Source organism: Acetobacter pomorum, assembly GCF_002738225.1.
Lineage (GTDB): Bacteria > Pseudomonadota > Alphaproteobacteria > Acetobacterales > Acetobacteraceae > Acetobacter > Acetobacter pomorum.
The window spans coordinates 1-12,404 of the sequence record NZ_PEBQ01000108.1; the positions used below are offsets into that span (position 1 = coordinate 1).

General features: G+C 51.2%; 12 protein-coding genes. 9 read left to right on the forward strand and 3 right to left on the reverse strand.

Translation table 11 applies throughout. From position 1 onward, the window contains the following. Nucleotides 1-275 precede the first annotated feature (275 nt). The 4 genes from CSR02_RS07810 to spt all read left to right on the forward strand — a co-directional run bounded on the left by CSR02_RS07810 (nt 276) and on the right by spt (nt 4,778). Nucleotides 276-1,406 (forward strand): hypothetical protein, encoded by a 1,131-nt coding sequence (locus tag CSR02_RS07810; RefSeq protein ID WP_042787473.1) that lies wholly within the window; start codon nt 276-278, stop codon nt 1,404-1,406. Further along, a complete protein-coding gene (locus tag CSR02_RS07815) occupies nt 1,406-3,172 on the forward strand; it encodes a fatty acyl-AMP ligase (protein WP_099541174.1) in 1,767 nt (588 codons plus the stop codon). Before CSR02_RS07810 ends, CSR02_RS07815 begins: the two co-directional genes overlap by 1 nt. A 133-nt stretch (nt 3,173-3,305) precedes the next feature. Further along, the gene (locus tag CSR02_RS07820; RefSeq protein WP_003625320.1) at nt 3,306-3,557 is read left to right on the forward strand and encodes an acyl carrier protein; all 252 of its coding nucleotides are present in this window, start codon (nt 3,306-3,308) and stop codon (nt 3,555-3,557) included. Between the two features lie 6 nt (nt 3,558-3,563). Beyond that, nucleotides 3,564-4,778, forward strand: coding sequence for a serine palmitoyltransferase (spt, locus tag CSR02_RS07825; RefSeq protein ID WP_099541175.1), 1,215 nt, complete (start codon nt 3,564-3,566; stop codon nt 4,776-4,778). A gap of 7 nt (nt 4,779-4,785) precedes the next feature. Here the strand turns inward: spt and CSR02_RS07830 are convergent, their stop codons facing one another. Beyond that, complete coding sequence (locus CSR02_RS07830) at nt 4,786-5,739, reverse strand: hypothetical protein (protein ID WP_099541176.1); 954 nt, start codon at nt 5,737-5,739, stop codon at nt 4,786-4,788. 24 nt (nt 5,740-5,763) lie between these two features. Next, the gene (locus CSR02_RS07835) at nt 5,764-6,744 is read right to left on the reverse strand and encodes a diacylglycerol/lipid kinase family protein (RefSeq protein WP_099541177.1); all 981 of its coding nucleotides are present in this window, start codon (nt 6,742-6,744) and stop codon (nt 5,764-5,766) included. Nucleotides 6,745-6,839: 95 nt separating this feature from the next. Here CSR02_RS07835 and CSR02_RS07840 point away from each other — a divergent pair, with 95 nt between their 5' ends. Genes CSR02_RS07840 through CSR02_RS07860 form a run of 5 tightly spaced genes read left to right on the forward strand, consistent with a single transcriptional unit; the run spans nt 6,840 to nt 11,653 of the window. Next, nucleotides 6,840-7,781 carry a metallophosphoesterase family protein gene (locus CSR02_RS07840; protein ID WP_183172617.1) on the forward strand — a complete coding sequence of 314 codons (942 nt, stop codon included), beginning with the start codon at nt 6,840-6,842 and terminating at the stop codon, nt 7,779-7,781. Then, nucleotides 7,778-8,977 carry an LptF/LptG family permease gene (locus CSR02_RS07845; RefSeq protein WP_099541179.1) on the forward strand — a complete coding sequence of 400 codons (1,200 nt, stop codon included), beginning with the start codon at nt 7,778-7,780 and terminating at the stop codon, nt 8,975-8,977. The genes CSR02_RS07840 and CSR02_RS07845 overlap by 4 nt, the downstream gene beginning before the upstream one ends. After that, nucleotides 8,974-10,068, forward strand: a complete 1,095-nt coding sequence (locus tag CSR02_RS07850) for an LptF/LptG family permease (RefSeq protein WP_042787479.1) — start codon at nt 8,974-8,976, stop codon at nt 10,066-10,068. The genes CSR02_RS07845 and CSR02_RS07850 overlap by 4 nt, the downstream gene beginning before the upstream one ends. Then, complete coding sequence (locus CSR02_RS07855) at nt 10,065-10,850, forward strand: sterol desaturase family protein (RefSeq protein ID WP_042787480.1); 786 nt, start codon at nt 10,065-10,067, stop codon at nt 10,848-10,850. The genes CSR02_RS07850 and CSR02_RS07855 overlap by 4 nt, the downstream gene beginning before the upstream one ends. Further along, on the forward strand, nt 10,847-11,653 hold the full coding sequence (locus CSR02_RS07860) for a nucleotidyltransferase family protein (protein WP_099541180.1): 807 nt from the start codon (nt 10,847-10,849) through the stop codon (nt 11,651-11,653). Before CSR02_RS07855 ends, CSR02_RS07860 begins: the two co-directional genes overlap by 4 nt. A 14-nt stretch (nt 11,654-11,667) precedes the next feature. On the opposite strand, the gene CSR02_RS07865 is transcribed toward CSR02_RS07860, so the two are convergent. Then, nucleotides 11,668-12,366 (reverse strand): HAD hydrolase-like protein, encoded by a 699-nt coding sequence (locus tag CSR02_RS07865; RefSeq protein ID WP_099541181.1) that lies wholly within the window; start codon nt 12,364-12,366, stop codon nt 11,668-11,670. Between the last annotated feature and the right edge of the window lie 38 nt (nt 12,367-12,404).

Below are 12,404 nucleotides of genomic sequence, written 5' to 3' on the forward strand. Positions count from 1 at the left end.
CTTCTACACCCCACCCACTCATAACGTCAACACCCAATTTCAGAAAAAATACATACTTGCGAATTTTTTATCCTAAATGTGCTTACCGCCAGCTCACGAAAAATCCGGTAACCTCATATTTTCTACTCTGAGGCAGGGCTTGACTATCTGGGACACTAAACGATTTGTGCACAAGACAGTAACTTGCTGAGGCGGGACTGCCTTATGGGCAAACACATCAAGACGCTCATGCTGTGACAAAGGTTCCTATGTTAAACAAGGATGACATTTAACAGATGCGCATTCTCTTTCCCTACATCGCACAGCCGCACCAAACCTTGCATTCTTTGCCGATTGCAATGGAAATTGCGAGCCGTCACCCTGAAGCTGAAGTGCATCTTGCCTGCACCACACAAACGCATCTGGACTATGTGCGCTCACTGGCCGCGTATTATCCAGAATCGAAGGTGCAATTCAGTCTTCTTCACCTCCCTCAGTTCCTAAGACGTCAAACCGAACGCTATGGCCAGACCGCTTTTTTTCGTTTGGCGAGCCTATTTTTTAACAAGAATTATTTCTCTTCGTTTCAGGGGATTGTCGTTCCAGAACGCACTTCACTGTATCTGCGCAAGCTGGGTGTAAATAAGCCACGCCTTATATGGACGCGTCATGGTGCGGGAGATCGTGCCATTGGTTTTGCGCGCGATGTGAAGAAATTCGATTACGTGCTGATGGCTGGGCATAAGATAGAAGAACGGCTTCTGGCTCAAGGCGCTATCCGCCCCGGTTGTTACCATACGGGTGTTTACGCCAAATTCGATATGGTGCACCGGATGCGCCATCGGACATTACGTCTATTTAATAATAATCGTCCCACTATTCTTTATAATCCGCATTTCAATACACGCCTCTCATCCTGGCCTAAAATGGGCCTGAATGTGCTGACACATTTTGCCAACCAGGATCGTTACAACCTTATCTTTGCGCCCCATTACCGGCTGTTTGACAACAAAAAAGCCGAAGCTTTGCAGTTGGAGCGTGCCTTTGGCCATTATCCACACATGCTGGTAGATACCGGCAGCGCCCGCAGCATTGATATGACGTACACCTCCACTGCAGACATGTATCTGGGGGATGTTAGTTCGCAAGTTGCAGAATTTCTGGTAAAGCCGCGCGCTTGTATGTTTCTGAATGCGCACAATGTTGATTGGGAGGGTGATGAAAATTACCGCTTCTGGTCTTTAGGACCTGTGCTGGATACTATTGACACTCTGGGAGAAGACATTGAACAAGCCTTTTCGTCGCACAATACTTTCGTAAACCTGCAAAAAGATTATATACGCGACACGTTCGACCTTATTGGGAACGAACCGACTGCGCCGGTAGGGGCCGACGCAATTGTTGATTTTCTTCGAATGGCCAGCTGATGAATAGTATGAACCCTGCTTCTGCAATCTCTTTAGACGAAACCCTCCAACCGGTTTCTACCGCATCTGGCCAACCGCGCCGGTACGGAGATTTTGCAACTTTTCCTGAAGCGTTGGACTACGCCGCCCAAGGCGAAGCCGGGTTTAATGTTTATTCCGGCAAAGGTGTGCTTTTAGAAGCCCTACCTTATAAAGTATTGCGTCAGCAGGCTATTGATACCGCTTTGCGCCTTTTGGGTATGGGCCTGCAACCAGGAGACCGTGTTGCCATTGTTGCGGAAAGCGATGGTGACTTTGCCCGTATCTTTTTTGGCTGTCAGTATGCTGGCCTCGTTGCGGTTCCCCTCCCCTTACCTGTCGCGTTTGGCGGAAAAGATGCCTATCTGAAAACGCTGAGAGGCATGATTACAAGCGCACAGGCCAGTGCCGTGATCATTCCCCAGATTATTGAAGGCTGGACGGACGAAATTGTCACTGGGTTAGGCCTTGTTTTTGCTGGACCGCCAGCAGAACTGATGGCGCGCCCTGTACCTGATATGTCTCTGCCGGACATTAAGCCGGAAGACCTTTCCTACCTTCAGTTTTCTTCTGGCAGCACGCGTTTCCCCATGGGAGTGTGCGTCAGCCACAGTTCTGGCATGGCCAATGTATCTTCCATTGCCCGCAACGGATTGCAAGTTAGGGAAACGGGAGACCGCTGTGTTTCGTGGTTGCCCCTTTACCATGACATGGGTCTAGTTGGATTCTTTCTAACGCCTATGACCTGTCAGCTGAGCGTGGATCTGCTGCCTACGCGTGAATTCGCACGCCGCCCGCATGTATGGCTGGATTTAATCAGCCGCAATCGGGGCACAATCGCCTATAGCCCCTCGTTTGGATATGAACTCTGCGCGCGACGCCCTGCCTCGGAAGGGCTGGATCTTTCCTGCTGGCGTGTTGCTGGTATTGGTGGAGATATGATCCGCGCGCATATTCTGGATGAATTTGCGGCCCGTTTTGCCCCTGTCGGTTTTAGTCCAAAGGCGTTTGTCGCCAGCTATGGCATGGCAGAAGCTACTCTTGCCATTAGCTTTGCTCCGCTGGACACAGGCATAGAAACTGACACGGTTGATCTGCCTGCATTGGAAAGCACAGGAATTGCACGTCCGCCAGCCAGTCCGGAAACACCAAGCCGCACATTTGTTATCTGCGGAAAAGTTTTGCCCGGACATGAACTGGAAGTTCGGAATACTTACGGACGCGTTCTGAGCGATAGAGAAGTAGGCACCATTTACGTGCGCGGCCCCAGCTTGATGAGCGGCTACTTCCGCATGCCAGAAGAAAGCAGCAAAACGCTGGACCAAGATAACTGGCTGAATACCGGTGATCTTGGTTATATGCTGAATGGACAGATTGTTGTAACAGGCCGCGCCAAAGATCTGATTATCATTAATGGCCGCAATATCTGGCCGCAGGATCTGGAATGGTCTGCTGAAACGCATATCCCCGCCTTACGGAGCAGAGATGTGGCTGTTTTCTCGCTTGAAAAAGGTGATCACGAGGAAATCGTGGCCCTTATTCAGTGCCGCGCTTCTGCCGCAGAAACACGGGAAAAACTGAAAACCGAAGCCGCCAGCCTATTTCGTCGCCTTCATGGTGTAGAGGTTTCTGTTGTACTGGTGCCCCCACATGCGTTGCCTCAGACATCTTCTGGCAAACTGACCCGGGCCAAAGCACGCACAATGTATTTAAGCGGCGCCTTTGAGCAGCAGTCCGAAGTGGCCTGACCAGCCTACGGGATTTTATCGGCCCCTTATGTGGAGAAAGGCTGGTCAAACTGGCTTTTTTCACCCATAAGGCGGCACTGCTGGCAAAAAGCTCGGCATAAAACAAACGCCCTTAAGGGATGAAGGATCCGACATGAGCGAAACCGTTGAAAGCGTTTCCGCGCTGATCATCCAGAAGCTCCTCGCCAACCCCAAGGTTCCGCGTGACATTGATGGCAATTGCAAGATCATGGAAGATCTTGCATTTGATTCTTTGGCCGTCATGAATTTCGTTATGGAAGTTGAAGACAGCTTGGATGTATCTATCCCGCTCGACAAACTGGCTGATATCCGAACGATTAATGACCTTGCCGCTTGCATTGTCGCTCTGAAAAACAAAGGGTGAGCGTGGATGACATCACTATTTTCCAAATTTGAAGGTACGGCAGGCGCGCTGGGTTCCGTTGTGGCCGTAGGCGGTCGCAACCCTTTTGCTGTTGTTATTGAAAAACCTGTCTCTTCAACTGTTGGAATTATTGAAGGTCGGGAAACGCTTCTTTTTGGCACCAATAACTATTTGGGGCTTAGTCAATCCAAAAATGCCATTCAAGCAGCCCAGCAGGCTGCCGCGGCATGTGGCGTAGGCACAACGGGCTCACGCATTGCAAATGGCACACAATCCCTGCATCGACAGCTTGAAAAAGATATTGCCGCGTTTTTTGGTCGGCGTGATGCCATGGTTTTTTCCACGGGATATCAGGCTAACCTCGGCATTATTTCCACGCTGGCAGGTAAGGATGACCACCTGTTTCTGGATGCTGATAGCCACGCCAGTATCTATGATGGCAGCCGCCTGAGTGCAGCAGAAGTTATTCGCTTCCGCCATAATGATCCAGACAACCTTTATAAACGCCTTAAACGCATGGATGGCACGCCAGGCGCCAAATTAATTGTGGTTGAAGGCATTTATTCCATGACGGGTAATGTTGCCCCGATTGCAGAATTTGTTGCCGTTAAAAAAGAAACAGGCGCCTACCTGCTGGTAGATGAAGCCCATTCTTTTGGCGTGTTGGGTCAAAATGGGCGTGGTGCCGCTGAGGCTGATGGCGTGGAAGCTGATGTGGACTTTGTTGTCGGCACATTTTCCAAAAGCTTGGGCACAGTTGGTGGTTACTGCGTATCTGACCATCCTGAGCTGGAGTTTGTGCGCTTAAACTGCCGGCCCTATATGTTTACGGCATCGCTACCGCCGGAAGTTATTGCTGCCACAACGGCTGCCTTGAAAGATATGCAGGCACATCCTGAACTGCGTACGCAGCTTATGGCAAACGCGCAGCAACTACATGCAGGTTTTGTAGATATCGGGCTAAATGCCAGCAAACAGGCAACCCCAGTTATTGCCGTTACATTGGAAACAGCTGAAGAGGCTATTCCCATGTGGAACAGGCTTTTGGAACTTGGTGTTTATGTAAATCTCAGCCTTCCTCCGGCTACACCAGATTCTCGGCCGTTGCTCCGTTGTTCCGTAATGGCCACCCATACGCCCGAACAAATTGCGCAGGCTATTGCCATATTCAGGCAGGCTGCGGCAGAAGTGGGCGTAACCATCACACCCTCCGCTGCTTAAAAAAAAGTTATTTGCGCTTGAACGCCCCTTGCTGCCACAGCCGCCACACAATTGGCGGTGCTGCCAGTAAGGGGTGTTTTTCTGCAAAAGGAGAAAGTGGCACTTCTATGCCGCTATGGCGTTGAACTTTCCACACGGCATAACGTGCGCCGCCCGTAAAAGTATAAGCAGCTTTCAGCAAACGCATAATATTCAATGGTCTTCCACAAGCTGCCCGCAATGACCACTTCCGCATAGCGCGCAACTTTTGTGCATGTGAGATCTGAGGCGTGACAATCTGATCTTGCGAGCGATATGGAATATTCAGCATTTGCCAGCATGGTAGTAAAAGCTGCGCGTAACGCTGCGTATAGGCATCTACAATGCTTTGACCGCGACCTGCTTTTTCAACACGCAGTTCAACACGATAAGTATGGCGATATAACGCATTCCAGTAATCCAGAATGGCACCTGAATCTGGGCCAAGTTGTACAGCCCACCATGCGGCGGTCAATACAGCCCGCATGACACAAACATGTAATGCTGCGTAGGCTTCTTTATCCCGCGACCATATCAGCCGAACAGGTTGTGAAAAACGTGCCCAGACTGTGGTATCCAATGTTTGTGGCCGCGTAAGGGAACGAAACTGCGCAAGAGACAGAATGGCAACCTTAGCCCGCAGATGGTGCTTCCCTACCTTATATTCGTGGTATTCCACATTAGGTGGCAAAAGAGCATTTGCCAGACAGGCAAGCCTGCTTCTAGGCCAATCTGCCTGTTTTTCTACAATAATGTAAAAGTCCAGCAGAGTATCATCCTGAATCCCTCCCCGCAGGCCCGATCCATAAAACAACACGCCCAACGGTTGTGCATTTCCTAGCAGATAACGCACAAATTCCGTGACCAGAGGAGAAACCGGTGTATGTAATTCTTGCTCTATACGGGCAAAAATTTCTTTGCACTCTGGTTGAATACTCTTCATGTGCAGATTTTCCACCAGAATACTTTACATATGTACAAAAGAAACCACGGGGCCGGCAGATACAGTCAGGCAGCCATCTTCTCCCGGTGGAATCACCTCACCATCCAGAACAAAAGATTGATCTGTGTGCAGCACCAGCTTTGTGGCTGAGCCACTGTTATAGGCTGTATTCTGCTGCAACCATTGGGGGGCGTTGCCGCGCAACAAATTCCAGACAGCGCGCCCTAAATGCGGGGGAAAAGCCGCAACATCCAAATATTTGATGCCACGATCCACCTCCGATAAATTATGCCAGAAGGGCCAGACACCATGCGGCAACCTATGCAAGGCAGTGCATAAAAACAGAAAATGATTCTGTTCTGGCAATACCTCACCATCCCTCTCTATTGTAACTTTTGTGCCTTCCAGCCAAGCCCGCCTGTGTTTGGGGCTTAACAACTGCCACACAGTTACAAATAACGTCGCCATAACTGCGGCATCGTGAGAATAGTTCTTCAGGATTTTCGGGTCATGGGCAATTTCTATTCCGCGTCCAAAAGCCCCCAGACCACCAAAAAAACCTAAAGAGGCCGTATCTTTCTGCCCATCACGCGTCACCACCAAAGGTTGCCTGCGTCGCTCATCAGAAAAAAGACGTCCGGCAGAAAGGCGCGCATGCAAAATCTGCAATGCCTCAACACCGCGTTTGCCAAACCCAACATCCGTTGCAATCAGGTTGGTATTGCCCGATGGCAGCACAACAATCCGAGGCCACTGTTCTGGCGGGCAAGAAGACGTATAAAGCGCACTGAGCACATGCCCAACAGTGCCATCTCCCCCATCTACAACCAGGCAGCCTATCCGTTGCTGTAAAAGCGCATAAACCTGCTGCCTTAATGCCGCATGTGTTCTGGGTGAACAGAACAAAGGCCCCAGCATTTTGCCAGCAAGCTCCAGATACTTTGGATCTGCCTTCAAATTCCGTCGGCTACGAGGATTGTAAATCAGGGCAAAACGATCGGACATTCACCACTCTTGCCATACACAAACAAAAACACCGGCACCTTTTGCCCCGGCTACGGGCGATGGTATAAAGGCTGTTATGGCTCTTGTCACATACCGTGCGGCCATATCCCGTCATCGGAGATGTGTTTTTCTTGTCCTGCGTTCATATCGCCCACCTGTCTGACCCACATCTGCCTCTTGTCGGCTTACCTTCTTTTAGGGAAATCCTCTTCAAGCGCATTTTTAGCCTGCTGTCATGGCAACTTCGCCGCAAACATCTGCATAAATTATCTGCATTACATGCCGTTATGCAGGATATCCGCTGTTTTCACCCAGATATGGTGGCTCTTACGGGAGATCTGACCAATCTGGGATTGCTCAAAGAATTCCAGCAAGCCCGCCAATGGCTTTTGCAGCAGAACTTGCCCCCCACGCTGCTGGTGCCGGGCAACCATGATGCTCTGATAAAAGAAAACAGTGACACAAAACAGAAACTCTGGGCGGAATGGCTGCGTCATACTCCCCAGGATACACCATCGCTCCTTGTAAAAGATCATGTCGCTCTTATCGGATTAAATACGGCTGTTCCCACCCTTCCCTTTTTGGCGTCCGGCAAAGCAGGACATTCTCAGCTTATGCTTTTGGCAACGCTTTTACGCCGTACCCGCGCTATGGGATTATGCCGGATTGTGTTACTTCATCACCCTCCGGCACAAGGGATTGTAAGCCGGCGCAAGGGGCTGGATGATGTTGCCCCGCTTCAGGGCGTATTGCGTGCAGAAGGTGCTGAACTGGTGCTTTATGGGCATTCTCATCGTGCACAGATTACTACCATTCCGGGCACGGATATTCTGGCAGTTAGCAGTACATCCGCTTCCCACATTGCAGATGATCCTGCAAAAAATGCAGGGTGGAATGCCATTTCGGTGCAGAAGCAACCAGATACCTGGCAGATTACCATCCAGCATCGCAGCTTAATGCCAGATGGAAACCTGCAAGACAGCCAGATGAGGCGTGTGTGCAATGCACATCGCCTTTTGCCCATAACCTCGCTATGACAGCCCACATGCCAAATGTGCCTTTTCTGCGCCGGGTCGTTGCTTCGCTTCGTCCCGGTACATTAGACCGCTATCTCATCGCTCAGGTTATGCCACCTTTTCTGGTAGCCCTGTCTGTTGTGATGATTGCCCTGATTCTTGAGCGCCTTTTGGTGCTGTTTAATCTGCTGGCGGCTGGCAATAATCATATTGGCATATTTATCGGCCTTCTGGCTGCGTTGCTGCCCCATTATCTTGGGCTTGCCATTCCGGCTGCACTTTGCGTAGCGGTATTTACCGTTATCCGCCGCATGAGCCAGAATGAGGAAATTGATGCCATAAACAGCAGTGGCCTCTCACTGTTGCGCATTACCCGGCCTTATATTCAGTTAGGCGTTGTGCTGGGTATTCTGTCCTTTCTGCTCTACGGATTCATCCAGCCCCACGCACGATATGATTTCCGCTCGACCTTTTATATCGCCAGCCATACGGGGTGGGCGCCACGTTTGCAGCCGCGGATGTTTGCCAGTCCTTCCTCTCAGTTGACGATTGTTGCAGACAAGGTTTCCCAAAGCGGATCTGATCTGGAAAATGTTTTTATACGTGATCTCTCTGAACAGCAGGAACGCGATATTACCGCCCGCAACGGCCATATCCGTATTGGAGGAGATGGGGAAACCGTTCAGATTGATCTGACAAACGGTGTGATTGTAACAGATAAAGGCGATGGGGTTCCTAGTCTGGTCACTTTTGACCATTCCACGCGCTATCTCACTCATGCCGCGCATATTTCCCCTTTCCGCACACGCGGAGAGGATGAGCGGGAGTTGACATCTCCTGAACTGGTTGGCCGTCTGATCCGGCATGATCCTTCCATTTCACGCCCGCATATGCGGTCTGAAGTGCATTTTCGCATGGCGCGCAGCCTTACCGTGCCCTTTATTCCACTACTGGCTGCTTCTCTGGCGCTCATGCGTAAACGCCAGCGCAACAATGCTGGCCTGCCGCTGGCCTTTATTATTATGGTTGGGTTTGACCATACCATCCAGTTTGGGCACAGCATGGTCGCCACTAAAAAGGCCTCGCTCCTGCTTATCTGGGGGCCTGCGTTGGTTTTTATTATAGGGTGTACACTCCTGCTGCTTTACAAATCCGGTGCTTTTCAGGTGTTTAAAGCCTGGCGTTCCCGCTCATCTGCCCAAAAAGCCCTGCCATGAGCCAATCTTCAAGCATGCCCCGCCATGTTCTGCTCCGCTATCTTTCCACGGCGTTGTTAACGCGTGTTATTTTTTGCTGCGCTGTTCTTGTCGGGCTTCTTGAAATTCTGGCCCTGCTTGAACAAACAACCCCCATTCTGCAGCGGCATTTGGGTGTGCGGGGTATTCTAAGCTTTGCAGCCATGCGGGCGCCATTTTTGCTTGCAGGGGCCCTGCCATTAAGCGTGCTGATTGGTGCGCTGCTTATGCTCACCCAGATGACGCTGGCCAGCGAGATTGCCATCCTGCGTGCATGCGGCCTTTCCACCTTTGGGCTGTATAAATACCTTGTCCCTGCCACATTGGTCATTGGTTTTGCCGGAGTTGTGCTGGATGATCAGGTCACCCCGCGTTCCGAGCAAGCCTTGGCTGCATGGTGGAACCGCACAGACCCACACCCCGAAAACGGACATGCCTTCTGGTTTCATGATGGCAACCGCATTGCCCATATCGGCTATACGTCTGATGGGGGCAACATGCTCACAAAAATAGACATCTACATTCGGGATGGTTCCGGGCGCCTACAGCAGATTCTCCATGCGCAGTCGGCAGATTACACCCATACGCGTGGCTGGCTTTTGCACAATATTGATAGCATTACCGTTGAAGGCGAAAAAACCACACGTCTGCCCTCTGTGCAGAGCATGAGCTGGGATACCAACCTGCACCCGTGGGAGTTTATTCGTCTCTCTGCCGAAAATCCGCCACTTTCTTCCACAACCATTTTGGGCATGTTGCGTGGGCGTCTGCCCTCCCATACCAGCCCCGGTTTTCTGGAGGCAGGTCTGCTTGAACGTTTTTTGCGCCCGGCCTCTTTGCTCGTTCTTTTGTTGATCGCGTTGCCCGCAATCTATATTCCTCCACGGACAGGAACACGCAGTTGGGTGCCGGTATGGTGCATGGGCAGCGGGCTGTTGTTTATTATTGTGCAAGGTATGCTACGCGCAATGGGAAATGCGGGGTTGCTGCCACCGGCAATTGCGACCATACCCGCACTGATTATTTTCACACTGGGAGCCATTACCGTGCTTCTGAGGAATGAAACACGATGAGCGGAACACTCAATAACGCATCGCTTAAAACCGGGCGTAGCTTTGATCTGGGGAAAATGAACCTCAGACAGCTTTGGGTGGCGTATCTTACCTACCCTACCATCCTGCTCTATTTTGCACTGGTTATTGCCTCTGCGGCATTGGCTGCGTATTTTTTTGCGGGTTGGTGGCCAACGCTGGTTTCTCTGGTTGCTGTTGTTATTGTTTATCCTGTTGTGTGGTATCTGCTGCACCGCTACGTGCTGCATGGCCGTATCCTGTATAAAATGAAATGGACGGCTGCTCTGTGGAAGCGCATTCATTTTGACCACCATCAGGACCCGCATCTGCTGGATGTTCTGTTTGGTGCCCCCATTACAACTCTGCCCACAATCGGGGCCGTAACCATACCTATTGGGTATCTTATTGGCGGCATTGGGGCTGCAGCCACGGCCTTTGGCACGGGTGTTGCCATTACCTGCATTTACGAATTTTTCCATTGCATCCAGCATCTTAATTATAAGCCGCGCGCCAGTTGGATTCAGCGCATGAAAGCCCGCCATGTGCTGCACCATTTCCATGATGAAGATGGAAATTTTGGCATCACCAGCTTTGTAGTGGATCGGATGTTTGGCTCATATTATGTAGATGCCAAGGCACGCCGCCGTAGCCCCACGGTTTTCAACCTTGGCTATGATGTCAAGGAAGCCCAGCAATATCCGTGGGTGATGGATCTGACAGGTTCCCCTCCGCGTGATCGCCCCGATGGTGCACGTGCAACGGAGAACAGGAAAGCAGCATGAGCGCTTTCCCCCAAGGCATTACAGCCCTTATTCTGGCAGGCTCTCGCCCCGGCAAGCCAGACCCTGTTGCATTGGCAGGTGGTGTCTCACACAAGGCGCTTTTGCCAATTGGGGGTGTACCTATGCTGTTAAGGGTGATTGATGCCCTGCAACATGTGCCTCAAGTCACCCGCATTGCGGTATGTATTGAAAATCCGCAAATTATTGCCTTTCTTATTCCTGCCGGAATAGACATTATTCCAGCACGCCCCGAAGGCCCAAGCGCCAGCGTGTTAGCTGGCCTTGCACGTTATGGCACGCCTTTGCTGGTCACCACCGCAGACAACGCTTTGCTTCAGCCAAACTGGGTGCAGGAACTGCTGAGCCAAAGCCACCCACAAGCTGATCTGGCTGTGGCTGTGGCAACAGAAACCACAATAAAGCGCGATGTGCCTCATACACAGCGCACCTATATCCGGCTGGCTGATCTTGCTTTTTCTGGCTGCAATCTGTTCCTGTTCCGCACAGCCGTTTCTGCGCGCGTGGCAGACTTGTGGCGGCATGTGGAAAAAAACCGCAAACACCCTTTGCGGGTTGCCTGGCTTTTAGGACCAACCATTCTTCTACGTGCCCTGTGTGGTAAGCTCACGCGGCGGGCTCTTTATCAACGCATTTACCGTCTTACCAGCGCGAAAGTGGAACTGGTTCCACTTTCTGATGGACGGGCTGCTGTGGATGTAGACAAACCCGCTGATGTTGTTTTGGCAGAAGAACTTGCATCGGCTCTTCCCGCTTGTTCCCTTGCAAAAGCATCTGGCAAATAAGCTCTTTTCTGCATTCAGGAGGGCAACACAGCCTGCAACACAGATGGAATATCTACCATGCTGGCGGCTTGTCCATCTGCCTGCACAGCTAACGTGCTGGGGCCATATCCCCACGCGGCAAATACAAACTTCGCCCCAGCACCAGATGCAGCCCCGTAATCTGGAAACATATCCCCAACCATCACGCTGCGCTGAACCTCTGCACCAGCCTGTTTGATGGTTCCCAGCAGATGTGCGGGGTCTGGTTTATGTGCGGCAAAACTGTCTCCTCCCCCTATTGCAGCAAAAAGTGAGATCAGGCCAAAATCATCCAGAATACGTCGGGCCGCCACCTCCGGTTTGTTGGTGCAGACAGCCAACAGCCATCCGGCATCTTTCAGTTGTTCCAATGCCTGTTGCGTGCCGGGAAACAACCGTGAAAGCCGTGTAGCACGCGGCACATAAAGCGCCATAAAGCGCTGAATGGCCTCTGTTTCTGTAAATGGCATAGCATAAGGATGCGAGGTCAGAGCCGTCTGTTTTTTGCGTCCAGCCTCCAAAACACGCTTTACCAAAGCGGGCACACCATTACCGACCATGCCACGCACTTCAGCATCACTCAGAGTGGGAAGATGGCATATTTCCAGCAATTCCCGGCTACACGCAGCCAAATCCGGCACAGAATCAAGCAACGTGCCATCCATATCAAAAACAGCAAGACGGGCGTTAGGCATGCAGTTTTTCCTTATCACGTAAATATCTGAAAAATTTT